The following is a 26,322-nucleotide window of genomic DNA, read 5'->3' as shown; positions in this document are numbered from 1 at the left end:
AGAGAGCAGCGTGAAGCGCGCAGAAGTCCATTCGAAGCGGGCGCTCGGCGAATACCAGGACGTCGAGCACAAGCCGCATGCCAAGGAGGACCGGCACTTCGTGACGGCGCTCGCGCGCGGACTGCAGGTGCTGCAGTGCTTCTCGTCGGGCGAGGAGCGGCTGGGCAACCAGGAGTTGTCCGAGCGCTGCGCGCTGCCGAAGTCCACGGTCACGCGCCTGACCTACACCTTGACCAAGCTCGGCTTCCTGCACCATGTGCCCGAAGCGGGCCGCTACCGGCTCGGCATGGCGACGCTGCGGCTCGGCGGCACCACGCTGTCGCGGCTCGACGCCAAGGAAGTGAGCCGGCCGCTGATGCAGCAACTCGCCAACGAGACCGGCTGCCTGGTGTCGCTCGGCATGCGCGACGGCATGTCGATGCTCTACGTGGAGACCTGCCGCAGCGATTCGATCGTCACCATCCGCCTGAACATCGGCTCGCGCATTCCGCTCGCCACCACCGCGATGGGGCGCGCCTACCTCGCGGGCGCCAAGCCGGCCGCGCGCCGCGGGCTCGAGGAACGCATCCGCACGCTCGATGCGGAGAACTGGCCACGCATCGAACGCGGCATCCGGCAGTCGGTCGAGGACATCGAGCGCCATGGCTGCTGCAGCTCCTTCGGCGACTGGCGTGGCGAGGTCAACGCCATCGCGTCCCCGCTGCGCGTCGGCAAGGGCATGCCGCTCATGGTGCTGAGCGCGGCGGGCCCGCGATCGATGGCACCCGACTTCTTCATGCAGGACGTTCGCCCCAAGCTGTGCGAGACCGTCGAGGCCATCGAGCGGCATTTCCGCCAGCCCGAGCGCTGAGGCGCTGGCGCAAACAAAAAAAGGCCCGCACGAGGCGGGCCTGAAAAGGATCGGTTGGAAGACCCTCGGAGAAAGCGTTGTCGGTCGAGGATCAGAACGTGTGGCGAATGCCGAACTCGTAGCCGGTCGAGGTCTTGGGACGCAGCGCCACGGCATTGGCGCTGGTCAGGTACGACGGACCGGCACCGATCGTGAGGTTCGCGCCGTTCTTGTTCGAGACGCGGGCGATCGTTCCGTAGAGCGCAGTGCGCTTCGACAGGTTGTGCACGTAGCCGAGCGCCAGCTTGTCGGCCTTCGGATCGGCCGTCGTCAGGCCGAACAGGTCCTGGCGGTTGAAGTCGTACTTGACGCGCGAGTACGACGCGCGGATCACGCCTGCGCCCACCGGCACGGACACGCCGAGCAGGTAGCCCGTCAGGTCGAGGTCGGGCGTCTGCGTGAAGATGTTGAGCGGATCGCGTTCGTCGGTCGAGCGCGAGACGATGCCGAACACCTTCGCAACGCCGAAGTCGTAGGTCGAGCCGATGTTGAAGGTCTTGATCTTGCCTGGCCGCGCCACGGCGGCAGCGCCGCTGCCCGTGGTGAACGTGGTGTCGTTCTGCGCGTAGCTGGCCGAGATGTCGAACGGACCGTTGGCATAGCCGATGCGGCCGGCAACGTGGCGTCCGGCGTTCGAGCGGTCGGCGCCGGGGAAGGTGTCGGGCGAGGTGCGCGTGCGTTCGTGCAGCGCGTACTCGAAGCTGCCGTAGACGCCGCCGAGCTTCGGGGGCAGGAAGTACTGCACCATGTTGCCGCTGCGCTTGTAGCTGCTGTTGGAGCCGAAGCCCGTGCCGCTCACGCCGGTCTCGTTGGCGTCGATGATCAGCGAGCCGCCGATGCCGGTGTCGCCGAACGGGTCGTACTGCTCTTCGGTGTACACCGTGGCGGTCTTGTCGCGGCCGATGCGGAATTCGCCGAAGGCGCCCGACAGGCTCACGGTGGAGCGGCGCGTGAACGACGAGACGCCTGTGGCGCCGTCGTCGTTGGTGATCGGTGCCTCGAGCCAGAAGCCGGCTGCGAGGCCGCCGCCGAGGTCTTCGACGCCGCGGAAGCCGAGGCGGCTGGAGCTGAGGCCCGAGTTGGCCAGTTCGGTGCGGCTGGCCTTGGCCGAGAAGGACGGGCCGAAGACGGTGGCGGACTCGCTCTTGTTCGAGACATTGCGCACGGCGGCATCGACGACGCCGAACAGCGTCACGGTGGACTGCGCCGACGCTGCGCCGCACGCGGCGAGCGCGGCCAGGACGACCAGGGATTTCTTCATTCGTATCACTCCATGATGGGGAATCGCCGCTCGGTCGATCAACGACGAAGCGGGCATCGGGTGCCTCGGGCTTTTCATCGCCCCGAGACAGTCATGGAGTGTGGGTCGCCAACAAGACAGTCAGGTTGCGAACCAAAGTTGTCCGGGTGTGGGCGAGGGCTGTCATGCCCGTGCCTCAAAACGGCGCTAACCAGCTAGCGCAGCCTCGTCCACCACCGCGTGTTGGTGCGCGCCTTGCCGACGGTGAGCACTTCGCCGATCACCGGCGTCGCGAGCTCGATCTTCTTTTCTGCCGCGAGATTGGCGATGCGCTCGAGCGGGTCGCGCCATCCGTGGAACGCCAGGTCGAAGGTGCTGTTGTGCACCGAATAGAGCACCTTGCCGCGCAGGTCTTCGAAGGCCTTGATGCTCTGCTCGGGCGTCATGTGCACGCCGGGCCAGTAGCTGTCGTAGGCGCCGTTCTCCATCAGCGCCAGGTCGAAGCCGCCGAAGCGTTCGCCGATCTGCCGAAAGCCCTGGAAGTAGCCCGAGTCGCCGCTGTAGAAGATGCGCTCGGCGCCGCTTTGCAGCACCCACGAGGCCCACAGCGTGCGGTCGCGGTCGGCCAGCGTGCGGCCCGAGAAATGCTGCGCGGGCGTGGCCGTGAGCTTCACGCCCGCATGTTCGGTGCCCTCCCACCAGTCGAGTTCCGTCACGCGCTCGGCGGGAACGCCCATGGCGACGAGCCGCGCACGCACGCCCAGCGGCACGAAGTAGCGCTGCACGCGGGCCGCGAGGTATTCGATCGTCGGCACGTCGAGATGGTCGTAGTGGTCGTGCGAGAGGATCACGGCCTCGATCGGCGGCAGCTCCTCGAGCGTGATCGGCGGTTTGTGGAAGCGCCGCGGGCCGGCCCAGGTGAACGGCGATGCGCGCTCGCCGAACATCGGGTCGATCAGCCAGTATTTGCCCTGCAGCTTGAGCAGGTGCGATGAGTGGCCGAGCCGCACCACATGGCTGGTGTTGGCGTCGAGCGCCTCCAGGTCGGCGCGGGCCAGCGGCTGCACGGGGATCGGGTCGACCGGCACGGTGTCGACCTTCTTGGCAACGATGAAGCGCGACCAGATGCGCCATGCGCTCGCTGAGGGCAGCGTCTCGGGGTTCTCCATGTTGCGGAACACGCCGTCCTTGAACTGCGGCGAGCTGTCGTAGCGGGTCTCGCCACCGCCTGCGGCGCTGCAACCCGCGAGCAGGGCGCAGCAGCCCGCGGCCGCGAACGCGCTGCCGCGGCGCAGCAGGCGTGGCAGGCGTGGCAGGTAGGAGTCTGGTTGCGGATCGGGATGGTCGGGCATCGAAAAACCTCGTGTCTGTGTATCAGTGCTGGGGCGCGAGGCTAACGGCTTGTGGCGCGCCGATGGTTTCAGGCGCAGAAACATTCGAGGCGCGAGGGGATTTCGGACGGGCGGAGGCCCGCGCCGGCGCTGCAGATGCGCGCCATACTTGCTTGCACCGGCGCGACTTCCTCTTCGATTCACCACCACCAACCACCCCCATCGAACCATGAAAACTGCCGTTCTCGTCATCGACATGCAGCGTGGCCTTTGCGACGATCCGCCTCGCCCCCACGAGGCCGAAGCCGTGGTCGAACGCATCAATGCGCTCACCGCACGCGCGCGTGCCGCGCGTGTGCCGGTGGCTTTCGTGCAGCACGAGAACGCGGTTGACCTTGAATTCGATTCCGAGCGTTGGCAGCTCGCGGGCGGGCTCGAAGTGGACGCCGCCGACACGAAGATCCGCAAGACCACGCCCGACGCGTTCCTGCGCACACCGCTCGAAGCGTGGCTCATGGAGCAGGGCGTGCGCCGCCTCGCGATCTGCGGCTATTCGTCGGAGTTCTGTGTCGACACCACCACGCGGCGCGCCGCTGCGCTGGGCTACGAAGTGGTGCTTGCGGCCGATGCGCACACCGCGCACGACAAGGCGCATGCCACGGGCGCCTTCATCCGTGCGCACCACAATGCCACCTTGTCGGACATCCAAAGCTTCGGGGTGCCGATTCGCGCGGTGGACAGCGCAGACATCGGGTTCTGAGCGCGCCTCGGCCGCCTCGACCGGTCCTCAGGGAGGACAGCAGGCGCATCCGCCGCCATGCCGCAGCCGCCGATAGCCCTCGGCCTCCTGCGTGCCGGGCGATGCCGCCGCGCTCGCGTTGCCTCGGCGTGGCATCGCCCATGCCGCGGGGACGCTGAGCGCCCGCGCCGACGGCGCACCGCAGGTGGGGCAGGGCACCGGCCGGTCGAACAGCGCGAGCGGCTGCCGCGCCGTGAAGCCGCCGCAGCCTTCGCAGCGATAGTCGTAGATCGGCACGGGCTGCTTGCCGCTACCAGCCGCCCGACTCGCCGCGCGGCACGTAGGCGCCGCGGCCAGCGCGGCCCAGCCACCGGTCGCCGTCGACGATGAGCTCGCCGCGCAGCAGCACCTTCTGCACCTTGCCGGCCACCTTGCGGCCCTCGAACAGCGTGAAGTCGCAGTTGCCGTGCTGCGTCTCGGCCGAGATCACGTGGCTGCCGTCAGGGTCGAACAGCACCAGGTCGGCGTCGCTGCCGACCGCGATCGTGCCTTTGCGCGGAAACAGGCCGAACAGCTTGGAAGGCGCCGTCGAGGTCAGCTCGACGAAGCGGTTGAGCGAGATGCGGCCGGCCCGCACACCGCCGTCGTACAGCGTTGCCATGCGCGTCTCCACGCCCGGCACGCCGTTGGGGATCTTCGAGAAGTCATTGCGGCCATAGGGCTTCTGGTTGACCCGGCCCAGGTGGCCTTCCTTCATGCAGAACGGGCAATGGTCGGTCGACACCAGCTGCAGGTCGTCGGTGCGCAGCGCCGTCCACAGTGCGTTCTGCGATTCCTTCGAGCGCAGCGGCGGGCTCATCACGTAGCGCGCGAGGTCGAAGTCCTCGCTGTCGTAGGCGCTGTCGTCGAAGAACAGGTAGTGCGGGCACGTCTCGGCGAACACCGGCACCCCCATGTCGCGCGCCTCGATCACGTGCTTGAGCGCCTCCTTGGCCGACAGGTGCACGAAGTACACCGGCGCGTCCGCCAGTTCCGCCAGCTTGATGCCGCGGTGCGTGGCTTCGCCCTCCATGATGGCCGGGCGCGTGAGAGCGTGGTACTTGGGGGCGGTGTGGCCCTGGGCCAGCGCTTCCTGGATCAGCAGTTCGATGATGGTGCCGTTCTCGGCGTGCAGCGCGATCATGCCGCCGTGCTGGCCGACCATGCGCATGGCCCGGAAGATGGCCGCGTCGTCCACCATGACCGAGCCCGGATAGGCCATGAACATCTTGAAGCTCGACACGCCTTCGTGGCGGATGGCCTGCTGCATGTCGGCCAGCGCCTGGTCGTCCACGCCGGTCACGATCACGTGGAAGCCGTAGTCGATGCAGGCGCCGGCCTCGCCCTTGGCGCGCGCGCGTTCGATCGCCTCCAGCACGCCCACGCCCTGGCGCTGGAACGCGAAGTCGACGATCGTGGTCGTGCCGCCGAAGGCCGCCGAGCGCGTGCCCGATTCGAAGCTGTCGCAGGTGGTCGAGTCGCCGAAGGTGTTGTCCATGTGGGTGTGGCAGTCGACGCCGCCCGGCAGCACGAGCAGGCCGGTGGCGTCGATGACTTCCACGTCGGGGCCGACGTCGAGTGCCAGGCCGATGGCGGCGATGCGGCCATCGGCCACCAGCAGGTCGGCGGTGTAGTCGTCCACGGCCGTGACGATGCGGCCGTTGCGGATGAGCGTTCGGTTCATGGCGGTTGCTTCCTTGTTGCGCTGGAATGGGGTGGCGGCTTCAGGCGCTCACGCCGGCTTCGGCGAGCGCGCGTTCGAGCATGGCGACCTCGCTGGCGGCGAGCGGCCCGATCGGGGGGCGCATCGTGTCGCGCGGAATGCGGCCGAGCAGCTTCAGGCAGGTCTTGAGCCGTGCGTTCGCATGGCCGCCGGGGGCTGTGCCGTAGATGGCCTTGGCGAGCGGATAGACGCGCTCGTTCAGTTCGCGCGCCTTGGCCAGGTCGCCCGCGCGCACGGCGGCGTCGAGCGCGATCACGAGCTCGGGCACCACGGCGGCCAGGCTCACGAGGCTGCCTTCGGAGCCGACGGCAAAGCAGGTCAGCAGGTGCTCGTCGCCCGAGGCCATCATCGCCACGTGGGGGGCCAGGCGCCGCACGAGGCGACGGTTGCCTTCGTAGGCGGCGGCTTCCCAGCTGCCTTCCTTGACGCCGACCACGTGCGGCAACTGCGCAAGCCCGGCCAGCACCTCGGGCGTGTAGGCCATGGTGCCCGCATTGACCCCGGCCTGGTAGAGCATGAGCGGCATCTGCGCCCGGGCATTGGCGATCGTGTGGTGCGCGAGCGCCATGTCGGCGTCTTGCGAGAGCGCCCACGAGAACGGCGGAAAGACGAGCACCGCGTCGGCGCCCGCCGCCTTCGCGTCGTCGACGTGGCGTTGGGCCTCCAGGCTGTCTTCGGCGTTGATGCCGCAGACCAGCACCGACTTCCGGCCGCAGACCTCGAAGGCGATCTCGGTGACGCGCCGCTTCTCTTCGCGCGACAGCATGAAGTTCTCGCCGGCGTGCCCGTTGATGAGCAGGCCCTTCATGCCGGCGACGGTGGCGTTCGCCTCCAGGTGGCGCGCGAGCGTGGGCTCGTCGATGCGGCCATCGTCGAGCAGGGGGCACACGGTGGCGGCGTAGATGCCGTGGAAGGCGTCGGGTTGTTGGGTAATCATCGAAATGGAAGTGGAAAAGGAGTTCAGGCGCCTGGCATGGGCATGCCCAGCAGGCGCGCGGGATCGAAAAGCGGAAGCTCGGGCTGCTGCCCGAGCATGTGCTGCGCAAGGATCCGGCCCATGAACGGGCCGCTGGTGTAGCCCGAGTGGGCGCTGCCCACCACGTAGGCCTCGGGCACGCCCGGCACCTCGCCGATGATGGGCATCGCGTCGGCCGTCTCGGCTTCCAGGCCGAGCCAGATGCGCGCGATGCGGGCCTCGGCCAGTGCGGGCACGGCATAGGCGGCCAGCCGCATGTTGCCCACGAGGTTCTCGGGCCGGGCCTCGACGCCGCCGCGCTCGCGGTCGCCGACGCCCTGCCAGCCGCCACCGATCAGCACCGTGCCGTTGGCGAACTGCTTGAGCGAGAGCAGGCCGTTGGCCACGCTGAGCACGGTGCCCATCACCGGCCGGACGCGCTCGGTGACGATGAGCTGGTTGACCAGCACCTTGATGGGAATCTGCACGCCGAGCCAGCCGAGCATCTGCTCGATCCAGACGCCGCCGGCAAGCACCACGCGGCGGGCATGCAACGGGGCGCGGCCGCCATCGGCGAAGTGCACCGCGTGGCCGCCATCGCCCGAGTCGATGCCGTCGACCGCAGCGTTCTCGATCACGTCCACGCCGGCCTTCAGCAGCGCATGGCGAAAGGCGCGGCCGGTGAGATAGGCGCTCGCGAAGCCGTCGATCTCGCAGTAGCCCGCTTTCAGCAGGCCCGGGTGCAGGCCCGGCTCGATCTGGCGCGCGCGCTCGGGCCCGATGACCTCGATCGGCGCGCCGTATTCGCGGCGCGCCCGGGCGCGCAGCTCGACGAGTTCGCATTCGGCCTCGGTGAAGGCCAGCGTGAGGCCTGGCACCGCGGTGGCGAGCACGCCCATGCCGAGCCATCGTTCGGCGTCCATCCACATCTGCCAGGCGCGCATGGCATAGGGGACCAGCGCGGCCCGCGTCATGTGCAGCGTGAGCGTGCCGGCATTCACGCCGGAGGCTTCGCGGCACAAAGGGCCGCGGTCGACGATGGCGCAGCGCATGCCGCCCGCGGCGAGGTGCAGCGCGGTGGCGCAGCCCATGACGCCGCCGCCGATCACCACGGCGTCGTAGCGCAGGTTGGAGCCGGCCGGGGTCATAGTGGTGCCGCCTTCGGTATCGGGATGTCGGCGTAGCTGTAGTCGCCCGCCACCTCGGCCAGCGACACCGGCCGCAGCGGCGCGCGCGCGGTGAAGCAGCCTGCGGCCTCGCGGCTGCCGACGTGGGCCGACAGCAGCTGGCCCGCCACGTCGCCGCAGGTGCGGCCCTGGCATGGGCCCATGCCACAGCGGGTCCAGGCCTTGAGCTGGTTCATGTCGCGTGCGCCGTCGCGCGCCGCGGCATCGATCTCGGCGCGCGTCACGTCTTCGCAGCGGCAGACCACGGTGTCCGGCGCGATGTCGGCGACCGCGCCCTCGCGCAGCGCCATCAGCCTTGCCATCGCCTGGCCGAAGCGCGCGGGTCCGCGCCATTGCGCCTGCAAGGTGCCGCTGGCCGCCGCGCAGGCTTGCGCGTCGATCAGGCCGAGGTCCTGCGCACAGGCCAGAGCGGCGAGCTCGCCGTGGAAGCCCGCGGCCGCAGCGCCCGAGATGCCCGCGCCGTCGCCGGCCACGTACAGGCCCGGCACCGAGGTGCGGCCGGCCGCATCGGTCTCGGCGATCCAGCCGCCGCGCTCCGCCACATGGCGGTGGCGCGCACGCAGCAGCCGAGTGATGTCGGTGCCGGGCACGAGGCCGTGGCCGACGGCCACCGCGTCGGCCTCGAAGACGGGCCCGGCTGCGGCATCCGCGGCGCGGCGCCCGCTGGCGTCGACGGCGGTGGTGCGCACCGTGAACGTGCCTTGCGCCGCGTCGGCGACCTCGACGGCTTCGATGCCGTGGCGGTAGAGCAGGGGCACGCCCGCGGCGCGCAGCTGCAGCTGCCATTTCATGCCTTGCCAGAGCAGGTCGGGCCGGCCGCGCAGCGAGGGCAGGGTGCGCAGCCATTCGCCGCGCCCCGCAAGGTCGACCACCGCGGCCACTTCGCCGCCCGCCTTGAGGATGCCCGCGGCCACCGCGAGCAGCAGCGGGCCGCTGCCGGCCACCAGCGTGCGCCGGCCGGGCAGCATGTTCTGCGACTTCAAGAGGATCGTGGCCGCGGCCAGGCCGATCACGCCGGGCAGCGTCCAGCCGGGGAAAGGCACCACGCGCTCGGTGGTGCCGGTGGCCACGAGCAGCGCGCGCGGCTGGATGCTCTGCACGCCCACGGGGCCGACCAGGTCGGTGCGAAGGTTGGTGCCGATGTTCCAAGCCTTGTGGCCGAACAGGCACGGCACATTCGCGCGGCGCAGTTCTGCGCGCAGCGCGTCGCCGTCGCGGGCTTCGGGCGTGGGCGCGGCGTTCGGCATGCGCGAGAACCCGGCGGGCAGCGGCCGCCAGACCTGGCCGCCGGCATCGGGGTTCTCGTCGACCAGCAGCACGCGAAGGCCGCAGGCCTGGGCGCGCAGCGCCGCCCGCGCGCCGGCCGGGCCGGCGCCGAGGATCAGCAGGTCCACTGTCGACGGGGCGTTGTCATTCACCAAGGCCACGCTCCCGGAACGCGAGCGATTCCACCACCAGGCCCTCGGCCACCGGCACCTGGCAGGACGGCAGCTTGCGCGCCCCGACCCAGACCAGGCATTCCTGGCACGAGCCCATGAGGCAAAACATGCCACGCGGCGCGCCCGCACGCGGGCTGCGCCGGAGTTCGCGGCAGCCGGCCGCGAACAGCGCCGCGGCCACGCTCTCGCCCTCGAAGGCCTCGATCGTTCCGCCGTCGGCTGAAAAGCGCACCGCGCGCCCGCGCCGCACCGCGCGGTCGCTGCGCAGCGGCTTTGCTTTCGAAGAAACAGAAGGATCGCTCATGGAAGTAAAGGATCGGGAAGAAAAAAACGCTGATCTGCCGGACTGCGGCGCCTGGTGCCCGCGTGCGTGCTGGACCTCAGGGTTTTTATTGTATACATTGCATATATTGTTGTCATATAGTTTGAAGACATTCTGCGTTCTGGCATCGGTCTTGCGTTCGCTTTCCTCGTGCCCGGCCCGCATCCGCGACCGGGTTCCATGCAACCTTCAGGAGTTTTTTTGATGAAGCAAACAACGAACGCCGTGCGCCGCGGCCTTCTCATGGCCGGCTCGCTCGCCCTCGGCTCGACGCTGCTGGGCCTTTCGGCGTCCGCCGCCGCGCGCACGCTCGACGAGATCCTGGCAAGCAAGAAGCTCGTCATCGGCGTCAACCCGACGCTGCCGCCGCTGGGCATCTTCAACGACAAGAACGAGATCGACGGCTTCGACGTGGACGTGGCGCGCAAGCTCGGCGAACTGCTCGGCGTGAAGACCGAGATCGTCCAGGTCGGCTCGCCCGACCGCATTCCCTTCGTGAGCAGCGGCAAGATCGACGCCGTGCTCGGCGCGATGACCATCACCGCGGAGCGCCAGAAGGTGATCGACTTCACCGTGCCGCTGCACACCGAGGTGCTGGGCGTTCTGACGACCAAGTCCAAGCCCTACAAGGACTGGATGGAGCTCAACGATCCCTCGGTCAAGCTGGTCGAGGTGCGCGGCGCCACGCCGGTGAAGCTGGTGCAGGAGAAGCTGCCCAAGGCGCAACTGCTGCTGCTCGACAACTACCCCGACGCGGTGCGCGCCATTGCGCAGGGGCGCGCCGACGCGATGATCGACGTGATGGACTTCATGACCGAGCACACGTCCCGGCACAAGATCGACTGGCGCATCGTGGACGCGCCGATCGAGGTCTACTTCTGCGCCATCGGCGTTCGCAAGGGCAACGACGCACTGCGCGAGAAGCTCAACGGGGCCATCAAGGAGCTGCACCGCAACGGCTACGTGGACGAGCGCTGGAAGAAGTGGTTCGGCGGCCCGATGCTGCACGACCCGCGCACCGCGCCGACCTACAAGTAAGGCATGCAGTTCGACTTCACGCCGATCCTGGAGCGCCTGCCCTATCTGGCGGGCGGCGCCTGGCTGAGCCTGCAGATCGCGTTTCTCGCGTTTGCGTTCGGCATGCTGATCGGCCTGGGCGGCGCATCGGTGCGCGCCTACGGCCCCGGCTGGGCCCGGCGCATCGTCGGCGCCTACGTGGTGTTCTTCACCAACACGCCGCAGCTGATCCAGATCTTCTTCATCTTCTTTGCGCTGCCCGATGCGGGCATCCTGCTGTCGCCGTACCAGGCGGTGCTGATCGGCATGACGCTCAATGCGGGTGCATACCTCACCGAAATACAGCGTGCGGGCTTCGAATCGGTGCGCCTGCCCGAACTCGAGGCCGCCGAAACGCTGGGCTTCTCGCGCATGCAGACCATTCGCTACGTGATCCTGCCGCACATCGTGCGCGTGCTTTTTCCGCCGCTGTCGAACCAGTACATCCTGATGACGCTCGGCACCTCGATGGCCGCGGTCTTCGGTGTCGAGGAGCTCACCGGGCGCGCCTACAACATCAACGCCGAGACCTTCCGCTCGATCGAGGTGTTCACCGTGGCCGCGGGCCTCTACATCGTGATCACGCTGATCGCCACGCTGTCGCTCGCCTTCGTCGGACGCCGCGTGTTCCGCGCCAAGATGAGGTGGTTCTGATGTGGGGCCAGATCGTCGAGGAGCTGCCGCGCTTCTTCAGCTACTACAACCTGCTGTTCTTCGCGAAGGCGCTGGGCGCGACCTTCGCGCTCTCGGCCATCGGCTGCGTGGCCGGCTTCACGCTGGGCTTCGGCCTCGCGGCGGTGCGGTTGAGCACGCTGCGCGCGCTCTGGCCGCTGCGGCTCGCGGCGCAGCTCTTCATCGAGCTGTTCCGGCGCATCCCGTTCCTGGTCACGCTGATGCTGGTGTTCTTCATCTTCCAGGCGCTGAACGCCGACCTGTCGATGTTCTCGGTGGCGCTCATCAGCGTGTGCCTGATCGCCACCGCCTACATCGCGGAGATCGTGCGCAGCGGCCTCGAGTCGGTGCACCAGAACCAGTGGGATGCGGCCGTCACGATGAATTTCGGCTACCTGCAGACGCTGCGCCTGGTGATCGTGCCGCAGGCCTGGAAGATCATCCTGCCGCCGGTGTTCGGCTTCTTCGTGCTGTTCATCAAGGACACCGCGCTCGCATCGCAGATCGGCGTGGTGGAGCTGGCCTTTGCCGGCAAGACGATGAACAACAAGGGCTTCTCGGCCGCGCTCGTCTACGGCACGGTCCTCGTCCTTTATTTCATGCTGTCCTATCCGCTCTCGCGGTTCGGCCTCTATTTGGAGAGAAAACTTGCCCCTGCTCGAAATCGTTGACCTGAAGGCCAACTACGGCGCCCACACGGTGCTCGAAAGCGTGAACCTCAGTGTCGAGAAAGGCGAGATCGTCAGCCTCATCGGCCCCTCGGGGTCGGGCAAGAGCACCTTGCTGCGGGTGCTGGTGGGCCTGCTGCCGCCGATCGGCGGCAGGGTGCGCATCGACGGCGAGGTGCTCGACCATCGCGACCGGGCCCAGCTCAAGCGCATCCGCTCGCGCATGGCCATCGTGTTCCAGCAGTACAACCTGTTCCAGAACATGACCGTGCTCGACAACGTGACCGTGGCCCCGGTGAAGGTGAAGGGCCGGCCGCGCAAGCAGGTCGAGGACTACGCCATCGGCCTGCTCGAGAAGGTCGGCCTCGGCGAGAAGCTCAAGTCGTACCCCGACCAGCTCTCGGGCGGCCAGCAGCAGCGCGTGGCAATCGCACGCGCGCTCGCGCTGCAGCCCGACATCGTGTTGCTCGACGAGGTGACCGCCGCGCTCGACCCCGAGCTGGTCAACGAGGTGCTCGACACGGTGCGCATGCTCGCGGCCGAAGGCATGACCATGTTCATCGTCTCGCACGAGATGGGCTTTGTGCGCGAGGTGTCGAGCAAGGTGGTGTTCATGGACGGCGGCCGCGTTGTCGAGGCCGGAACGCCGCAGCAGATCTTCGACGACCCGCGCGAGGCGCGCACGCGCGAGTTCGTGGGGAAGATCCTGCGGCACTGAGTTGCGGGGCGAAGCGGCTGCGCGGCCGCTTCGCTCAGGGCTTTCTCAGATCACGAGCCCATTGCTGAGCCGCGACAGCGTGTAGCGCGCGAGGTTGCGCAGGTGCGCCACCACCGCATCTTCGGCGGCGCGCGCGTCGCCCGCCACGTAGGCGTCGAGGATCGCGAGATGCTCCACGCGGTCTTCCTCGATGCGGTTGAACGGGTCGACGACCTCGAACAGGCGGCACAGCACGCGCAGGTGGGCAATGGTCTCCGCGAGCATCTCGTTGCCCGATGCCCGCGCGAAGAGCCCGTGGATCTGGTCGTCGGCCTGCCAGTGGCCGGAGCCCTGGTGGCCCGGCTCGAGCGACACGATCGCCGCACGCAGTGCCTCGATGTCCTTCACCGGCACGCGGCCCAGGGCCAGCGACACGGCCTGCGACTCGAGGCGCTCGCGCACCTGCAGGCACTGGAAGTAGTGCGACGCGGTGATGCGGCGCACCGCATACGAACGTGCGTTGGCGCGCACCAGCAGGCCCTCGCCCTCGAGCCGCAGCAGCGCTTCGCGCAACGGCGTGCGCGACATCCGCAGGCGCTCCGCCAGCCGGCCTTCGACCAGCACTTCCCCGCCCGTGAGTTCGCGCTGCAGAATCAGGCGGCGAACCACTTCATAGGCGCGGTCGGTGAGGTTCTTGGGAGAATTCGTGTCCGCCCCGAGGTGGGCTGCTTCATCGGTCGGCGCGGGGCGCGGTGCGGCAGCACGTCCACGCAACACCATCTTCTTGGGTGCGCCGGGCTTCTTCGCCGTCGCTTTTGCCGTGGACTTGGTTGCGACCGTGGATTTCATATGTTTTGTCTACAAACTGTGTGCAATCGCCGGAGCAGAGCATACGACAGCCGCGCGGCTGCGGGGCGCGACCTGATGAAAGCCCACGGGGACTGCGCACCGAACGTGATGTACGGGAAATCCCTAACGTGAACTGAAACCGGTTTCATATAAGCTGCAAGCATTGCTTTCGAGGCCCCGCACGGTCCCCCGTGCACCGCCGCCGACATGAATTACCAGTTCCAATTCGACGCCGTCTTCGCCGCCTGGCCGTTGTTGCTCAAGGGCACCTGGATCACGGTCCAGCTCTCGCTCTCGGCCACGCTGCTGGGCTTGGTGGTCGCCATCTTTTGCGCCTGGGGCAAGACCTCGGGGCCGGGCTGGCTGCGCTTCATCATCAATGCCTACATCGAGGTGATCCGCAACACGCCGTTCCTCGTGCAGCTGTTCTTCTTCTTCTTTGCGCTGCCTGCCATCGGCCTGCGCTGGTCGCCGCAGACGGCCGCGCTGGTTGCGATGGTGGTGAACCTCGGCGCCTATGCGACCGAGATCATCCGCGCGGGCATCGAGTCGATCCCCAAGGGGCAGATCGAGGCCGGCAGGGCGCTGAACCTCAAGCCGTGGGAGATCTTCCGCTTCGTGATCATCAAGCCCGCGCTGAAGGCGATCTATCCGGCGCTGACGAGCCAGTTCATCCTGCTGATGCTGAGTTCGGCCGTGGTGTCGGTGATCTCGGCCGACGACCTGACCTCGGTGGCCGCCAACCTGCAGTCGCAGACCTTCCGCAGCTTCGAGATCTACATCGTGGTGGCGGGCATCTACCTCGCGCTGGCAATGGCGTTCTCCGCGCTTTTCAAGCTGATCTACAAGCGCACGCTCAACTATCCCGACCGCCGATAGATAGCACGACAGGAAGAAGTCAACATGCGTACCTTCGGCTTTCCCGAATTTCTGTTCATCCTCGAAGCGGCCAAGTGGACGCTGGCGCTCTCGGCCATCGCGTTCGTGGGCGGCGCGATCCTGGGGCTGGCGATCGCGCTGGCGCGCACCTCCGGCTCGCGCTGGGCGCGTGGCATCTCGACCACCTTCATCCAGATCTTCCAGGGCACGCCGCTGCTGCTGCAGCTGTTCCTGGTGTTCTTCGGCGCGCCGGTGCTCGGCCTGGACATCAACCCCTGGGTCGCCGCCGGGCTGGCGCTCATCCTCAACAGCGCGGCATTCCTCGGCGAGATCTGGCGCGGCTGCATCGAAGCCGTTCCGCGCGGCCAGTGGGAGGCAGCCGAGGCGCTGAGCCTCCGGTACCGCGACCGCATGCGCGACGTGGTGCTGCCGCAGGCCTTCAAGATCGCGCTCGCGCCCACGGTGGGCTACCTGGTGCAGATCATCAAGGGCACCTCGCTCGCGGCCATCATCGGTTTCGTCGAGGTCACGCGGGCCGGGCAGATCGTCAACAACGCGACCTTCCAGCCGCTGATCGTGTTCTCGGTGGTGGCCTGCATCTACTTCGCGATCTGCTGGCCGCTGTCGCTGCTGGCGGGACGCATGGAGCGCAAGCGCGCGCGTGCGCTGGCGAGATGAGTACTCCCCCAGTCTTCGCGCACTTCGTGTCGCTTCGCCAACCCCCTCGCCGGGGGCAACACCAGCGGCCCGGCGAAGCCGGTTCCGCGGTGTTCCACGAATAAATCGTCAATCAAGCTGAGTTTCTCGTTGCATTCCTACTTTTTTCAGGAGACACATTCCATGACCCGTACCCCCACGCGCCGCATCGCGCTCGCAGCCCTCGGCCTCGGCGCCGCGCTCACCGTGTTCGCTCCCTTCGCCTCGGCACAGACCGTGGCCGACATCAAGAAAAAGGGCGAGATCACCATCGGCATGCTGGTCGACTTTCCGCCCTACGGCACCACCAACCTGCAGAACCAGCCCGACGGCTACGACGCCGACGTGGCGAAGCTGCTCGCCAAGGACTGGGGCGTGAAGGCCAACATCGTGCCGGTGACCGGCCCGAACCGCATTCCGTTCCTGTTGACCAACAAGGTCGACCTGCTGGTGGCCTCGCTCGCCGTCACGCCCGAGCGCGCCAAGCAGGTGCAGTTCTCGCAGCCCTATGCGGCCGCGACGATCGTGCTGTATGGCGAGAGCAAGAAGGCCATCAAGTCCGCCGCCGACCTGAAGGGCCTGCGCGTGGGCGTGGCCCGCGCGTCCACGCAGGACGTGGCCGTCACGAAGGCCGCGCCCGAAGGCACCGAGATCCGTCGCTTCGACGACGACGCCTCGGCCATGCAGGCGCTGATCTCCGGCCAGGTCGATGCCATCGGCTGCTCGGTGACCGTGGCCGCCCAGATCGCCAAGCGCGTGCCCGCCGGCACCTACGAGAACAAGTTCACGCTGGTGCAGCAGGCGATGGCCATCGCGATGCGTCCGGGCCAGGAAGAGCTGACCAAGGCGGTCAACGAATTCGTGCAGAAGAACACCGCCAACGGCGAGCTCAACAAGCTCTACCAGAAGTGGCTGCAGGCCGACCTGCCGAAGATGCAGTAAACGCCGGAGCGGACACGACAAACGGAGTGAAAAGTCCATGACCGAACCCATCATCCGCATGGAAGCCGTCAACAAGTGGTACGGCGACTTCCAGGTGCTGACCGGCATCGACCTCGACGTGCGCCAGGGCGAGCGCATCGTGATCTGCGGGCCTTCGGGTTCGGGCAAGTCGACGCTGATCCGCTGCATCAACCGCCTCGAGACAGTGCAGAAGGGCCGCATCGTGGTCGACGGCATCGAGCTGACCGCGGGCGGCAAGAACGTCGACGCGGTGCGTGCCGAAGTGGGCATGGTGTTCCAGCAGTTCAACCTGTTCCCGCACCTCACGATCCTCGAGAACTGCACGCTCGCGCCGATGCGCTCGCGCGGCATGTCCAAGGCCGAAGCCGAGGAGGTTGCCATGAAGTACCTCACGCGCGTGCGAATCCCCGAGCAGGCAAGCAAGTACCCCAGCCAGCTGTCGGGCGGCCAGCAGCAGCGCGTGGCGATTGCGCGCGCGCTGTGCATGACGCCCAAGATCATGCTGTTCGACGAGCCCACCTCGGCGCTCGATCCCGAGATGGTCAAGGAGGTGCTCGACACCATGATCGGCCTGGCCGAAGACGGCATGACCATGCTGTGCGTGACCCACGAGATGGGCTTCGCCCGCAGCGTGGCCGACCGCGTGATCTTCATGGCCGACGGCAAGATCGTCGAGCAGGCGCCGCCCGAGCAGTTCTTCGGCAACCCGCAGCACGAGAAGACGCGCCAGTTCCTCGGCCAGATCCTCAGTTCGCACCAGGCACAGAGCTGAATGTCGTTCGAGGTCCTGATTTCCCTCTCGTCCTTCGGGGCGGCCGAGGTGGGCCGGCACGGCCAGCTCTGGTGTTCGCAACTGGCGCGCGCGGCGGGCGCGGATTCGGTCGAGGTGCGCGGCGAGATGCTGCGCGACGCCGAAGCCGAACTGCCCGCGCTACACGGACTTGCCTCGGTGTTCTCGAGCCCCGAGGGCCTTTGGGCCGAGAGCGGTGGGCTCGACGCCGACGCGCTGCTGCGCGGCATTGCATCGGCCACGCGGCTGGGTGCGAAGCGGCTCAAGATGGCGATCGGCGGTTTCCGTGCGTCGTCGTCGCAGGGCTCACTGCGCGAAGTCGAGACGCTGCTCGCCGACACGGGCATCGAACTGCTGATCGAGAACGACCAGACGCCGCGTGCCGGCACGCTGGCCGCGCTGCAGGCCTTCTTCGATGCGGCCGACCGCGCCGGCCTTTCGCTCGGCATGACCTTCGACATGGGCAATTGGCATTGGCTCGGCGAATGCCCGCTGCAGGCTGCGAAGGCGCTCGGCCACCGCGTGCGCTACGTGCATTGCAAGGGGGCGCAACGCCTTGCCCACAAGTGGGTCGCGGTGCCGCTCGATGACTCTGCCGCGCCCTGGCGCGCGGTGCTGCGCGCATTGCCGTCCGACGTGCCGCATGCCATCGAATACCCGCTCGTCGGCGACGATCTCAAGGCCGTCACGCGCGCCCAGATCGCCTTCATCCGTGCTGCACGGGCCCTGGAGCATCCATGACACCACCCACCGCCTTCGATGTCGCGCTGTTCGGCGAAGCCATGCTGCTGCTCGTAGCTGACCGGCCCGGCCCGATCGAGAACGCGCAGTCTTTCCACAAGCGCACCGCGGGTGCCGAGACCAACGTGGCCATCGGCCTCTCGCGGCTCGGGCTCAAGGTGGGCTGGGCCAGCCGGCTCGGCACCGATTCGATGGGCCGCGCACTGCTCGCGACCATGCAGGCCGAGGGCATCGACTGCTCGCACGTGACCTGCGATCCGGCGCAGCGCACCGGCTTCCAGTTCAAGGGCCGCGTCACCGACGGCAGCGATCCGCCGGTCGAATACCACCGCAAGGGCTCCGCCGCGAGCCACATGGGCCCGCAGGATGTCGACGAGGACTGGTTGCGTTCGGCGCGGCACCTGCACGCGACCGGCGTGTTCGCCGCGATCTCCGAGACCAGCCTGCAGGCCGCGCTCAAGTCGATGGACGTGATGCGCGCAGCCGGCCGCACGATCTCGTTCGACACCAACCTGCGCCCCACGCTCTGGTCGTCCACCGAGACCATGCGCCACTGGATCAACGAACTCGCCGCGCGCGCCGACTGGGTGCTGCCCGGCATCGAGGAAGGGCTGCTGCTCACGGGCCACAGCGAACCCGAGGCGGTGGCACGGTTCTACCGCGAACGCGGTGCGAAGCTCGTGGTGGTGAAGCTCGGTGCCGACGGCGCCTACTACGACAGCGACTTGGCCGGCACAGGCCGCGTCGAGGGCTTTCCGGTCGACGAAGTGGTCGACACCGTGGGTGCGGGCGATGGCTTTGCGGTCGGCGTGGTGAGCGCGCTGCTCGAAGGCCGCAGCCTGCCCGAGGCGGTGCGCCGCGGCGCCTGGATCGGCGCGCGCGCGGTGCAGGTGCTGGGCGACACCGAGGGCCTGCCGACGCGGGCCGAACTCGATCGGGCAGGGCTTTGAAGAACATGATGAAAACCACCGACAACAGCAACAAGAGGAACGTGCTGGTCTTCCGGGCACTCCCTGGCGACCAGCTTGCGCGCCTTTCGGCCGCGCACCACGTGACCGTGGCCGATCCGCGCAAGGAACCCGAGGCTTTCGCGGCTGCGCTCGGCAGCGCGCACGGGCTCATCGGGTCGAGCCATCCGGTCGATGCGGCGCTGCTCGATGCGGCACCACAGCTGCAGGTGATCTCGAGCGTGTCGGTCGGCGTCGACAACTATCCGCTCGCCGAGCTGCACCGCCGCGGCATCGTGCTGTGCCACACGCCCGACGTGCTGACCGAGACGGTGGCCGACACCGTCTTCGCGATCCTGATGGCGACGCAGCGCCGCGTGGTCGAGCTCTCGAACCTCGTGCGCGAAGGCCGCTGGACGAAGAACATCGGCGAAGACCTGTTCGGCACCGACGTGCATGGCAAGACGCTCGGCATCCTCGGCTTCGGCCGCATCGGCCAGGCGGTGGCGCGCCGCGCTGCGCTGGGCTTCGGCATGCCGGTGCTCTACCACTCGCGCCGTCCGGTGGACCTGGCCGCGCAGGCGCCCGAACTGCAGGGCCGCGCCACCCACACGCCGCTCGACGACCTGCTCGCGCGCTCGGACATCGTGCTCGCGATGCTGCCGCTGACCGAGGCCACGCGCGGCATGATCGATGCGGCGTTCTTCGCGCGCATGAAGCCGCAGGCGGCCTTCATCAACGGCGGGCGGGGCGCCACGGTCGACGAGGCAGCGCTGCTGCACGCGCTCGACCACGGCACGCTGCGCGCCGCCGGCCTCGACGTGTTCGCGAAGGAGCCACTGCCGGCCGATTCGCCGCTGCGCACGCACCCGCGCGTGACGCCGCTGCCGCACATCGGCTCGGCCACGCACGAGACGCGGCATGCGATGGCCGAACTGGCAACGACCAACCTGCTGCAGGTGCTGGCCGGCGAGAAGCCGACGGCGCGCTTCGACACGGCCGCCGCATGAGCGCGACCTCGTCTTTCTCCCTCCCCCTCTGGGGGAGGGCAGGGGTGGGGGCCAGCGGCGCAGGAGCAAGACCATGAAAGCCAGCGGCCGCGCCACCATCGCCGATGTCGCCGCCGCGGCGGGCGTCTCCAAGGCCACCGTCTCGCGCTTTCTCAACCACCGCGACCGCCTGCTGAGCCGCGACATCGCCGCGCGCGTGGAAGCGGCGATCGCCGAGCTGGCGTACACGCCGAGCCCGATGGCGCAGGCGCTGAGCCACGGGCGCTCGCGCCTCATCGGCCTGATCGTGGCCGACATCACCAACCCCTACTCGGTGGCGGTGCTGCGCGGCGCCGAGAAGGCCTGCCAGGACGCGGGCTACCTCGTGATGCTGTTCAACCTCGGCAACGAGAGCGAACGCGAGCGCGAGGCCATCCATGCGCTGTCGGGCTACCAGGTCGACGGCTACATCCTCAACACGCTGGGCCGCGGCAGCAACGTGGTCGACGCGGTCACGTTGCACGGCAAGCCCGCGGTGCTGGTCGACCGGCGCCATGCCGGCATGCACACCGACTTCGTCTCGCTCGACAACGCCGACGCGATGAAGAACACCTGCGGCCATCTCGTCGAGGGTGGCTACCGCGAGCTGCTCTACGTGACCGAGCCGCAGCAGGGCGTGAGTTCGCGGCGCGAGCGCACCGCGGCCTTCGGCGCTTGCGTGGCGGCGCACGAGCCGCGTGTGGCCGGCGAGGTGTTCGAGAGCGTCGAGGGCGACAACGAAGGGCTCGACGAGGCGCTGCGTGCGCTGCACCGGCGTGCGAAGCGCGGGCGCCGTGCGGCGGTGGTCGCGGGCAACGCGGTGGTCACGCTGCGCGTGGCGCAAGCCATGGCGCGCCTGGGCTGGCAGTTCGGCGAAGAGCTCGGCTTCGTCGGCTTCGACGACACCGAATGGGCGCCGTTGATCGGGCCGGGGCTTTCTACCGTGGCCCAGCCGACCGATGCCATCGGCCGCGCGGCGGCCACCTGCCTGATCGAGCGACTGCGCGGCTTCGAAGGCCCGGCGCGGCAGATGCTGCTGCCGGGGCAACTGGTCGTGCGCGGCTCGTCGGCCGGGCCTGGCTGAATGACAATCGGCGGCTGCAGCACATCAGGAATCCTCAGCAATGAATGACATGAAGAAGAAAGCCGCCATCGGCATGGTCGGCATCGGCCTCATGGGCCACGGCATCGCCAGCAACCTCGTGAAGCACGGCCATCCGCTCACCGTGCTCGAGCATCCGGGCAACCAGCCGCTCGACGCACTCCAGGCCGCGGGCGCGAAGAGCGCCGCGAGCGGCGCCGAACTGGCACGCGGCGCCGAGGTGCTGATCGTCTGCGTCACCGGTTCCCCGCAGGTCGAGGCCGTGGTGCTCGGCGACGGCGGCCTGCTGCAGGGCCTGAAGCCCGGCACCATCGTGATCGACTGCTCCACCGCCATCCCGGGTTCGACCGAGCGCGTGGCCGAGGCGGTGCAGCGCGCGGGCGGGCGCTTTCTCGATGCGCCGATGACGCGCACCCCCAAGGAGGCTGCCGAGGGCCGGCTGAACCTGCTCGTCGGTGGCGACGCCGCGCTGCTCGACGAATGTCGTCCGATCCTCTCGTGCTTTGCCGAGAACATCGTGCACACCGGCGCCGTCGGCACCGGCCACGGCATGAAGCTGCTGCACAACTACGTGTCGCTCGGCGCCGTGGCGCTGATCGCCGAAGCCGCGGCCTGCGCCCAGCGTGCGGGTGTGGACCCGGGCGTGTTCGTCGACGTGCTCGCCAAGGGCGGCGGCGGCGGCGTGGCGCTCGAGCGGCTCAGGGGCTTCATCACGGCCGGCGACCCGAGCGGGCTCAAGTTCGCGATGAGCAATGCGCAGAAGGACCTGGGCTACTACACCGAGATGGCGGGCGGCGCCAACGCGGCGCGCGCCATTGCCGATGCGGTGCTCGGCACCTATGCGGGCGCGGTGGAGCAGGGCGGGGCACAGCGCTACGTGCCCGAGCTGGTGGCGCTGCTCGCGCAGCAAAGCTAGTTCGTGCGGGGCAGCTTGGCCGCCTTGAGCGCCGCGCCCATGACCTCGCGGCCTTCCACCAGCTTCTTGCGGTAGTCGGCACCCGAGAGCGCCACCGGGTCCACGCCGGCGCTCTCGAATGTGCGCACGACCTGGGCGCTCGACGTGGCCGTCATCGCCACGGCTTCCATCTTGCTGCGGATGGCCTTGGGCGTGCCCTTGGGGTACGCCAGGCCGATCCAGGAGTCGATCTCGACGTCGTAGCCTTGTTCCTTGAGCGTGGGCACTTCGGGCAGCTCCTTCCAGCGCATCGGGCTGGCGCTCGCGAGGAAGCGCATCTTGCCGGCCTTCACATGCGGAAGGATGTCCGACGGGTTCTGCACAATCACGTCGACCTGGCCGCCGAGCAGCGCGGCGACGGTCTCCGTGCCGGACTTGTAGTTCACCTCCTCGAACTTTCCGCCGGTCTTGCGGCCGAGTTCGTGCATGGCGACGTTGTTGGGCGCGGACGGCGCACCGAAGAAGATGCCCTTGCCCTGCCTGGCGGCGGCCACGAGGTCGGCCATGGTCTGGTAGGGCGAATCGGCGCGCACCGCCACGCCGTAGCGATAGCGCGCGACACCCGCGATGAAGTCGAAATCGTCCACCGTGTAGTCGACCTTCAGCAGGTGCGGCGTGATCGCGATCGTCGAGAAGGTCACCACCCCGAGCGTGTAGCCGTCGGGCTTCTGCCGCGCGAGGTTCGAGACCCCGAGCGTGCCCTGCGCGCCGGCCCGGTTGTGGATGACGACGGTCTTCTTGAGGATGAGCTCCATCGTGTTGCCCAGTGCGCGGGCCGCCACGTCGGTGTTGCCGCCCGCGCCGTAGTTGACGATCAGCGCGAGGTCTTGCGCGGGGAAGGCTTCCGCACCCTGTGCGACGGCGGCGCAGGGCGCGCCCGCCACGAGGAGCGCGGCGGCGCAGCGCGAGAGGAAAGAGCGTTTGCCGAGATGGACAGTGTGGTGTTGCATGTGGGTTCCCTGGGTTTTTTCCGAAGTGTCGAAGTGGCCCCGCGGGGCCGCTGGATGGCGCTCAGCTCATGAAGAAGCCGCCGTTGACGTCGATCACCGCGCCGTTGGTGAAGCCCGCCGCCTCGCTGCAGAGGTAGCGGATCGCCGCACCCACTTCGGCCGGTTCGCCGATGCGCTGGACCGGGATCTGCTGCGCATAGCGGCGGTTGACTTCCTCGCCGGCCTGCAGGGCCATCTGGGTCAGGATGCGGCCCGGCGCCACGCAGTTGGTGGTGATGCCGTACTGCCCCATTTCCGAGGCGATCGCGCGGCTGAGCCCGAGCACAGCCGACTTGGTCAGCATGTAGGCCGGCCCGGCGACGATCGACTTGCCGCGGCCCGCGAGCGACGAGACGTTGACGATGCGCCCCCAGCGCCGCGCCTTCATGCCCGGCAGCACGAGCTGGCAGAGCCGGACGATCGACAGCACGTTGACGTCCAGCGTCTTCTGCACCTCCGCCATGTCGACCTCGAGGATGCCGTTGGAGCGGCCTTCGGCGTTCTTCAGGCTGATGCCGGCGTTGTTGACGAGGATGTCGATGCCGCCGTGCGTGCGCACGATGTCTTCGACCACCTGCCTGCGGCCCGCCTCGTCCGACACGTCGAGCCGCACGGCCGATGCGCGCCCGCGCAGCGCCGCCGGAATGGCGTCGAGCGCGGGCAGGTGCAGGTCGGCGAGCACCACCGTGCGTCCGTCCTGCAGCAGTTCCACCGCGCTGGCCAGGCCGATGCCCTGGGCCGCGCCGGTGACCAGCGCCACGCGCGCAGGATTGTTCGAGCCCGCGCTCATGCCTCGCTCTCCGGCGTGTAGAAGGTGATCGGCGGATAGGCGTTCTCGGCGCACATCACCTCGATCAGCGTGGCCTCCTCGGCCTCTTTCGCAGCCTGGAGCGCAGCGCCGATGTCCGCAGGATCGGTCACGCGCACGCCGCGGATGCCGCAGGCGCGGGCGATGGCGGCGTGGTCCACGGGCGAGAAGTCGACGGCCGAGGTGTGGTCGCCGAACTTCAGGTTCTCGGCATGCTTCTGGTAGCCGAGGATGCCGTTGTTGATGAGGATCGTGATGATCTTGATGCCCATGCGCTTGCAGGTTTCCATCTCGGACCAGACGTGGCCAAAGCCACCGTCGCCGACCAGGCAGAACACATGGCAGCCCTGTTGCGCCAGCCGCGCGCCCATGGCCATCGGCATGCCCCAGCCGAGCCCGGCCAGGCCGCGCGGGGTGATGAATCGCTGCCCCGCGCGGCGCGCCGTCAGGTAGTTGGTGACCCACAGCGTCGAGTAGCTCGCGTCGGCCACCACCGTGTCGTCGGGGCCGAGCAGCGCATCGAGCTCCTGCATGATCCGCTCGGGCCGGATCGGGGTGTCGTTGCCGAGCCGCACGGCGGCGGATTCCTGCTGGTGCTTCTGCCGGCCCTCGGCGATGCGCGCCGCGAGCGCCGCGCGTTGGCCCGTGCGGGCCGACAGGTCCATCGTGCGCGCGATGCCGAGCATCGCCTCGAGCCCGAGCCGGGCGTCGCCGACGAGGCGCAGCGCATCGTAGTTGCGGCCGATCTCCTGGCCGTCGATGTCCAGGTGGATGAGCCGCGCGCCGGGCGGATACAGCGTCCAGCTGTCGGTGCCGTTCTGGTTGGTGCGGCTGCCGACCAGGAACACCACGTCGGCCTTGGCGATGAAGTCCTTCAGGTGGCGCCCCGACCCGTTGGGGCCCAGGCAGTTGGCCATGACGCCCAGCGACAGCTCGGCCGTCTCCGCCACCGCGCCCTTGCCCATGTTGGTGGTGGCGACGGGCAGCGCGAGCGCTTCGGCGAAGGCGCTCAGCGCCTCGCAGGCATCCGAGACATGGACCCCGCCGCCCGCCACGACGACCGGCGCCCGGGCACCGGCCAGCGCCGCCACGGCTTCGCGCAGCGCCGCCGCGTCGGGCGTGCTGCGGTCGAGCGGAAAGCGGCCCAGCGACGCCGGGCGCGCCACGCTCGAGCGCACGCCGGGTTCGTTCAGCAGGTCGGCCGGCAACAGCAGCACGACCGGGCCCGGGCGGCCGCTGCAGGCGGCGATGATGGCCTGCTCGACGTAGTCCTCCACGCGCGAGGCCACGTCCACGCGGCGCACCCACTTGGTCACGGGCTTGAACAGGCCGATGTGGTCCAGGTCCTGGAAGGCGTTCTTGTCGGCCTGGTCGCGCGCGATGTCCTGCACCAGCGCGATCACCGGGATCGACACCTTCAGCGCCTCGGCGAGCGGCGCGACGAGCAGCGCCGCGGCCGGGCCGTTCTGGGCCGTGATCACCGCGGGCCGGTGGCTCATGCGCGCATGCGCGTCGGCCATGTAGCCGCCGGCGTTCTCGGTGCGGTAGGCCACCTGCGTGAGGCCGACCTCCTCGGCCGCGAGCACGAACATGCTGGGCAGGCTCTGGCCGAAGAAGCGATCGATGCCGTGCTTCTTGAGTGTTCTGGCCACAATGTGGCCCACGGTGTCGCGCCTGTTCAGGCCGGGGTTCTGGAGAGGTTTGGACATGCTGCGATCAAAAGTCGGTCAGGAGGATGCAGTGTTTTATAAAATACTGCAGATTCCTGGCATTAAAACGCGTTCGAACGCCCGTCGCAAACGGGGGTTAACCCTTGGATCGAGTCCTCATGAGTGCCAAGAACCTGACCGAAGTGGTCAGAGAGAAGATCGTCAACCAGCTCATCCACGCCGAGTACCGGCCGGGACACGCCTTCAAGCTGCGGGAAATGACCGAAACGGGCGACTTCGCGGGCATCAGCCAGACGCCGATCCGCGAAGCGCTGCTCCAGCTGGTGGCGAAGGACATCCTGGTGGGCCAGCGCGGGTTTTCTATCCGCGTGCCGAGCCCGACGGTGCAGGGGCTGGCCGAGGTGCGCGCGATCCGCATCCGCCTCGAGGTCATGGCCGCCACGGCGGGCCTCGGGCGGTGGGACGACGAGGGCCTCGCGCGCCTTGCGCAGATCCACGAACGGGTGATGGCGGCCAAGAAGGCGCGCAACACCGACGACATCCTGCGCAGCAACGTCGAGTTCCACTTCGCGCTCTACGCGCCGGCCGACATGCCCTACCTCAGTTCATTGCTGCGCCAGCTCTGGGCCATCACGGGGCCGAGCATCCGGTACCTGTACGAAGGCGAGCAGCCCGCGCCCGTGGAAGGCCGCCACAAGCATGAAGACATCATGGACGCGCTGCGCCTGCGCGATGCGCAGAAGCTGGAGCGCGCCATCTCCGACGACGGCGTGCTGCACGGCGAGAAGATCCTCGCGGCCGTGCGGGAGCGGCTGAACCCCGAGGCGCTGGCGATCCAGGCCTTCAAGAACATCGAGGGCACTCGCAAGCGGCAGCACATCGGCCGCCTCATGAAGAAGAACGGCGCTGGTGGACCCGGGCAGCCGGAGACGCCGCCGGTTTCGTGAG

The 26,322-nt window shown here is 68.6% G+C and carries 28 protein-coding genes; 16 read left to right on the top strand and 12 right to left on the bottom strand.

Annotated features, from left to right (window positions below; genetic code table 11):
* Nucleotides 1–10 precede the first annotated feature (10 nt).
* A complete protein-coding gene (locus AC3A6J_RS00600; protein WP_487857954.1) occupies nt 11–850 on the top strand; it encodes an IclR family transcriptional regulator in 840 nt (279 codons plus the stop codon).
* A 91-nt stretch (nt 851–941) separates the two neighbouring features.
* Here AC3A6J_RS00600 and AC3A6J_RS00595 read toward each other — a convergent pair whose 3' ends face one another.
* Complete coding sequence (locus AC3A6J_RS00595; RefSeq protein WP_487857953.1) at nt 942–2,150, bottom strand: porin; 1,209 nt, start codon at nt 2,148–2,150, stop codon at nt 942–944.
* Nucleotides 2,151–2,344: 194 nt separating this feature from the next.
* Nucleotides 2,345–3,481, bottom strand: coding sequence for an MBL fold metallo-hydrolase (locus tag AC3A6J_RS00590; protein ID WP_487857952.1), 1,137 nt, complete (start codon nt 3,479–3,481; stop codon nt 2,345–2,347).
* A gap of 208 nt (nt 3,482–3,689) precedes the next feature.
* On the opposite strand from AC3A6J_RS00590, the gene AC3A6J_RS00585 reads away from it, so the two are divergent.
* Nucleotides 3,690–4,220 (top strand): isochorismatase family protein, encoded by a 531-nt coding sequence (locus tag AC3A6J_RS00585; protein WP_487857951.1) that lies wholly within the window; start codon nt 3,690–3,692, stop codon nt 4,218–4,220.
* A 27-nt stretch (nt 4,221–4,247) separates the two neighbouring features.
* Here AC3A6J_RS00585 and AC3A6J_RS00580 read toward each other — a convergent pair whose 3' ends face one another.
* Genes AC3A6J_RS00580 through AC3A6J_RS00555 form a run of 6 tightly spaced genes read right to left on the bottom strand, consistent with a single transcriptional unit; the run spans nt 4,248 to nt 9,846 of the window.
* Entirely contained in the window at nt 4,248–4,496 is a 249-nt protein-coding gene (locus AC3A6J_RS00580; protein WP_487857950.1) for an FmdB family zinc ribbon protein, read from the bottom strand.
* Between the two features lie 13 nt (nt 4,497–4,509).
* A complete protein-coding gene (gene hydA / locus AC3A6J_RS00575; RefSeq protein WP_487857949.1) occupies nt 4,510–5,922 on the bottom strand; it encodes a dihydropyrimidinase in 1,413 nt (470 codons plus the stop codon).
* A gap of 40 nt (nt 5,923–5,962) precedes the next feature.
* Nucleotides 5,963–6,898 carry a dihydrodipicolinate synthase family protein gene (locus AC3A6J_RS00570; RefSeq protein WP_487857948.1) on the bottom strand — a complete coding sequence of 312 codons (936 nt, stop codon included), beginning with the start codon at nt 6,896–6,898 and terminating at the stop codon, nt 5,963–5,965.
* Between the two features lie 23 nt (nt 6,899–6,921).
* Complete coding sequence (locus tag AC3A6J_RS00565) at nt 6,922–8,064, bottom strand: NAD(P)/FAD-dependent oxidoreductase (protein ID WP_487857947.1); 1,143 nt, start codon at nt 8,062–8,064, stop codon at nt 6,922–6,924.
* The gene (locus AC3A6J_RS00560) at nt 8,061–9,521 is read right to left on the bottom strand and encodes an FAD/NAD(P)-dependent oxidoreductase (protein WP_487857946.1); all 1,461 of its coding nucleotides are present in this window, start codon (nt 9,519–9,521) and stop codon (nt 8,061–8,063) included. The genes AC3A6J_RS00565 and AC3A6J_RS00560 overlap by 4 nt, the downstream gene beginning before the upstream one ends.
* Nucleotides 9,514–9,846, bottom strand: a complete 333-nt coding sequence (locus tag AC3A6J_RS00555) for a (2Fe-2S)-binding protein (protein WP_487857945.1) — start codon at nt 9,844–9,846, stop codon at nt 9,514–9,516. The genes AC3A6J_RS00560 and AC3A6J_RS00555 overlap by 8 nt, the downstream gene beginning before the upstream one ends.
* 222 nt (nt 9,847–10,068) lie before the next feature.
* On the opposite strand from AC3A6J_RS00555, the gene AC3A6J_RS00550 reads away from it, so the two are divergent.
* From AC3A6J_RS00550 to AC3A6J_RS00535, 4 genes are read left to right on the top strand one after another with little or no spacing between them, the layout of a single operon-like run.
* Nucleotides 10,069–10,902 (top strand): transporter substrate-binding domain-containing protein, encoded by an 834-nt coding sequence (locus AC3A6J_RS00550; RefSeq protein ID WP_487857944.1) that lies wholly within the window; start codon nt 10,069–10,071, stop codon nt 10,900–10,902.
* Nucleotides 10,903–10,905: 3 nt separating this feature from the next.
* Complete coding sequence (locus tag AC3A6J_RS00545; protein ID WP_487857943.1) at nt 10,906–11,574, top strand: amino acid ABC transporter permease; 669 nt, start codon at nt 10,906–10,908, stop codon at nt 11,572–11,574.
* Nucleotides 11,574–12,263: an amino acid ABC transporter permease gene (locus AC3A6J_RS00540; RefSeq protein WP_487857942.1), complete on the top strand. Its 690-nt coding sequence runs from the start codon at nt 11,574–11,576 to the stop codon at nt 12,261–12,263. Before AC3A6J_RS00545 ends, AC3A6J_RS00540 begins: the two co-directional genes overlap by 1 nt.
* The gene (locus tag AC3A6J_RS00535; protein ID WP_487857941.1) at nt 12,241–12,978 is read left to right on the top strand and encodes an amino acid ABC transporter ATP-binding protein; all 738 of its coding nucleotides are present in this window, start codon (nt 12,241–12,243) and stop codon (nt 12,976–12,978) included. Before AC3A6J_RS00540 ends, AC3A6J_RS00535 begins: the two co-directional genes overlap by 23 nt.
* A 45-nt stretch (nt 12,979–13,023) precedes the next feature.
* On the opposite strand, the gene AC3A6J_RS00530 is transcribed toward AC3A6J_RS00535, so the two are convergent.
* Nucleotides 13,024–13,806, bottom strand: coding sequence for a GntR family transcriptional regulator (locus AC3A6J_RS00530; RefSeq protein WP_487857940.1), 783 nt, complete (start codon nt 13,804–13,806; stop codon nt 13,024–13,026).
* A gap of 207 nt (nt 13,807–14,013) precedes the next feature.
* Here AC3A6J_RS00530 and AC3A6J_RS00525 point away from each other — a divergent pair, with 207 nt between their 5' ends.
* From AC3A6J_RS00525 to AC3A6J_RS00485, 9 genes are all read left to right on the top strand, one after another.
* Nucleotides 14,014–14,685, top strand: coding sequence for an amino acid ABC transporter permease (locus AC3A6J_RS00525; protein ID WP_487857939.1), 672 nt, complete (start codon nt 14,014–14,016; stop codon nt 14,683–14,685).
* Nucleotides 14,686–14,709: 24 nt separating this feature from the next.
* A complete protein-coding gene (locus tag AC3A6J_RS00520) occupies nt 14,710–15,363 on the top strand; it encodes an amino acid ABC transporter permease (protein ID WP_487857938.1) in 654 nt (217 codons plus the stop codon).
* Between the two features lie 162 nt (nt 15,364–15,525).
* Entirely contained in the window at nt 15,526–16,323 is a 798-nt protein-coding gene (locus tag AC3A6J_RS00515; protein ID WP_487857937.1) for a transporter substrate-binding domain-containing protein, read from the top strand.
* A gap of 37 nt (nt 16,324–16,360) precedes the next feature.
* Nucleotides 16,361–17,116, top strand: a complete 756-nt coding sequence (locus AC3A6J_RS00510; RefSeq protein WP_487857936.1) for an amino acid ABC transporter ATP-binding protein — start codon at nt 16,361–16,363, stop codon at nt 17,114–17,116.
* Entirely contained in the window at nt 17,117–17,875 is a 759-nt protein-coding gene (locus AC3A6J_RS00505) for a sugar phosphate isomerase/epimerase family protein (RefSeq protein ID WP_487857935.1), read from the top strand.
* On the top strand, nt 17,872–18,825 hold the full coding sequence (locus tag AC3A6J_RS00500; protein ID WP_487857934.1) for a sugar kinase: 954 nt from the start codon (nt 17,872–17,874) through the stop codon (nt 18,823–18,825). Before AC3A6J_RS00505 ends, AC3A6J_RS00500 begins: the two co-directional genes overlap by 4 nt.
* An 8-nt stretch (nt 18,826–18,833) precedes the next feature.
* Complete coding sequence (locus tag AC3A6J_RS00495) at nt 18,834–19,832, top strand: 2-hydroxyacid dehydrogenase (protein WP_487857933.1); 999 nt, start codon at nt 18,834–18,836, stop codon at nt 19,830–19,832.
* A 73-nt stretch (nt 19,833–19,905) separates the two neighbouring features.
* Nucleotides 19,906–20,934 carry a LacI family DNA-binding transcriptional regulator gene (locus tag AC3A6J_RS00490; protein WP_487857932.1) on the top strand — a complete coding sequence of 343 codons (1,029 nt, stop codon included), beginning with the start codon at nt 19,906–19,908 and terminating at the stop codon, nt 20,932–20,934.
* Nucleotides 20,935–20,983: 49 nt separating this feature from the next.
* A complete protein-coding gene (locus AC3A6J_RS00485) occupies nt 20,984–21,868 on the top strand; it encodes an NAD(P)-dependent oxidoreductase (protein ID WP_487858614.1) in 885 nt (294 codons plus the stop codon).
* On the opposite strand, the gene AC3A6J_RS00480 is transcribed toward AC3A6J_RS00485, so the two are convergent.
* The 3 genes from AC3A6J_RS00480 to AC3A6J_RS00470 all read right to left on the bottom strand — a co-directional run bounded on the left by AC3A6J_RS00480 (nt 21,865) and on the right by AC3A6J_RS00470 (nt 25,413).
* On the bottom strand, nt 21,865–22,857 hold the full coding sequence (locus AC3A6J_RS00480; RefSeq protein ID WP_487857931.1) for a Bug family tripartite tricarboxylate transporter substrate binding protein: 993 nt from the start codon (nt 22,855–22,857) through the stop codon (nt 21,865–21,867). The two genes, AC3A6J_RS00485 and AC3A6J_RS00480, sit on opposite strands and share 4 nt — an antisense overlap.
* A gap of 61 nt (nt 22,858–22,918) precedes the next feature.
* Nucleotides 22,919–23,686: a 3-oxoacyl-ACP reductase gene (locus tag AC3A6J_RS00475; RefSeq protein WP_487857930.1), complete on the bottom strand. Its 768-nt coding sequence runs from the start codon at nt 23,684–23,686 to the stop codon at nt 22,919–22,921.
* Nucleotides 23,683–25,413: an acetolactate synthase catalytic subunit gene (locus AC3A6J_RS00470; RefSeq protein WP_487857929.1), complete on the bottom strand. Its 1,731-nt coding sequence runs from the start codon at nt 25,411–25,413 to the stop codon at nt 23,683–23,685. The genes AC3A6J_RS00475 and AC3A6J_RS00470 overlap by 4 nt, the downstream gene beginning before the upstream one ends.
* A gap of 119 nt (nt 25,414–25,532) precedes the next feature.
* Between AC3A6J_RS00470 and AC3A6J_RS00465 the strand changes: the two genes are divergently transcribed.
* Nucleotides 25,533–26,321: a GntR family transcriptional regulator gene (locus tag AC3A6J_RS00465; RefSeq protein ID WP_487857928.1), complete on the top strand. Its 789-nt coding sequence runs from the start codon at nt 25,533–25,535 to the stop codon at nt 26,319–26,321.
* Nucleotide 26,322: the final 1 nt, after the last annotated feature.

The sequence above is a fragment of the Variovorax sp. Soil_C_39 genome, from assembly GCF_057656815.1.
The sequence above is the reverse complement of the archived record's forward strand: the minus strand, read 5'-3'. Positions and strand labels throughout refer to the sequence as shown.

Bases quoted from the DNA above. Each gene is read 5' to 3' on its own strand.
- AC3A6J_RS00595 (WP_487857953.1), bottom strand. From the start codon at position 2,150: ATGAAGAAATCCCTGGTCGTCCTGGCCGCGCTCGCCGCGTGCGGCGCA.
- AC3A6J_RS00590 (WP_487857952.1), bottom strand. From the start codon at position 3,481: ATGCCCGACCATCCCGATCCGCAACCAGACTCCTACCTGCCACGCCTG.
- AC3A6J_RS00585 (WP_487857951.1), top strand. From the start codon at position 3,690: ATGAAAACTGCCGTTCTCGTCATCGACATGCAGCGTGGCCTTTGCGAC.
- hydA (WP_487857949.1), bottom strand. From the start codon at position 5,922: ATGAACCGAACGCTCATCCGCAACGGCCGCATCGTCACGGCCGTGGAC.
- AC3A6J_RS00570 (WP_487857948.1), bottom strand. From the start codon at position 6,898: ATGATTACCCAACAACCCGACGCCTTCCACGGCATCTACGCCGCCACC.
- AC3A6J_RS00565 (WP_487857947.1), bottom strand. From the start codon at position 8,064: ATGACCCCGGCCGGCTCCAACCTGCGCTACGACGCCGTGGTGATCGGC.
- AC3A6J_RS00555 (WP_487857945.1), bottom strand. From the start codon at position 9,846: ATGAGCGATCCTTCTGTTTCTTCGAAAGCAAAGCCGCTGCGCAGCGAC.
- AC3A6J_RS00550 (WP_487857944.1), top strand. From the start codon at position 10,069: ATGAAGCAAACAACGAACGCCGTGCGCCGCGGCCTTCTCATGGCCGGC.
- AC3A6J_RS00545 (WP_487857943.1), top strand. From the start codon at position 10,906: ATGCAGTTCGACTTCACGCCGATCCTGGAGCGCCTGCCCTATCTGGCG.
- AC3A6J_RS00540 (WP_487857942.1), top strand. From the start codon at position 11,574: ATGTGGGGCCAGATCGTCGAGGAGCTGCCGCGCTTCTTCAGCTACTAC.
- AC3A6J_RS00530 (WP_487857940.1), bottom strand. From the start codon at position 13,806: ATGAAATCCACGGTCGCAACCAAGTCCACGGCAAAAGCGACGGCGAAG.
- AC3A6J_RS00525 (WP_487857939.1), top strand. From the start codon at position 14,014: ATGAATTACCAGTTCCAATTCGACGCCGTCTTCGCCGCCTGGCCGTTG.
- AC3A6J_RS00520 (WP_487857938.1), top strand. From the start codon at position 14,710: ATGCGTACCTTCGGCTTTCCCGAATTTCTGTTCATCCTCGAAGCGGCC.
- AC3A6J_RS00515 (WP_487857937.1), top strand. From the start codon at position 15,526: ATGACCCGTACCCCCACGCGCCGCATCGCGCTCGCAGCCCTCGGCCTC.
- AC3A6J_RS00510 (WP_487857936.1), top strand. From the start codon at position 16,361: ATGACCGAACCCATCATCCGCATGGAAGCCGTCAACAAGTGGTACGGC.
- AC3A6J_RS00505 (WP_487857935.1), top strand. From the start codon at position 17,117: ATGTCGTTCGAGGTCCTGATTTCCCTCTCGTCCTTCGGGGCGGCCGAG.
- AC3A6J_RS00500 (WP_487857934.1), top strand. From the start codon at position 17,872: ATGACACCACCCACCGCCTTCGATGTCGCGCTGTTCGGCGAAGCCATG.
- AC3A6J_RS00495 (WP_487857933.1), top strand. From the start codon at position 18,834: ATGAAAACCACCGACAACAGCAACAAGAGGAACGTGCTGGTCTTCCGG.
- AC3A6J_RS00490 (WP_487857932.1), top strand. From the start codon at position 19,906: ATGAAAGCCAGCGGCCGCGCCACCATCGCCGATGTCGCCGCCGCGGCG.
- AC3A6J_RS00485 (WP_487858614.1), top strand. From the start codon at position 20,984: ATGAAGAAGAAAGCCGCCATCGGCATGGTCGGCATCGGCCTCATGGGC.
- AC3A6J_RS00480 (WP_487857931.1), bottom strand. From the start codon at position 22,857: ATGCAACACCACACTGTCCATCTCGGCAAACGCTCTTTCCTCTCGCGC.
- AC3A6J_RS00475 (WP_487857930.1), bottom strand. From the start codon at position 23,686: ATGAGCGCGGGCTCGAACAATCCTGCGCGCGTGGCGCTGGTCACCGGC.
- AC3A6J_RS00470 (WP_487857929.1), bottom strand. From the start codon at position 25,413: ATGTCCAAACCTCTCCAGAACCCCGGCCTGAACAGGCGCGACACCGTG.
- AC3A6J_RS00465 (WP_487857928.1), top strand. From the start codon at position 25,533: ATGAGTGCCAAGAACCTGACCGAAGTGGTCAGAGAGAAGATCGTCAAC.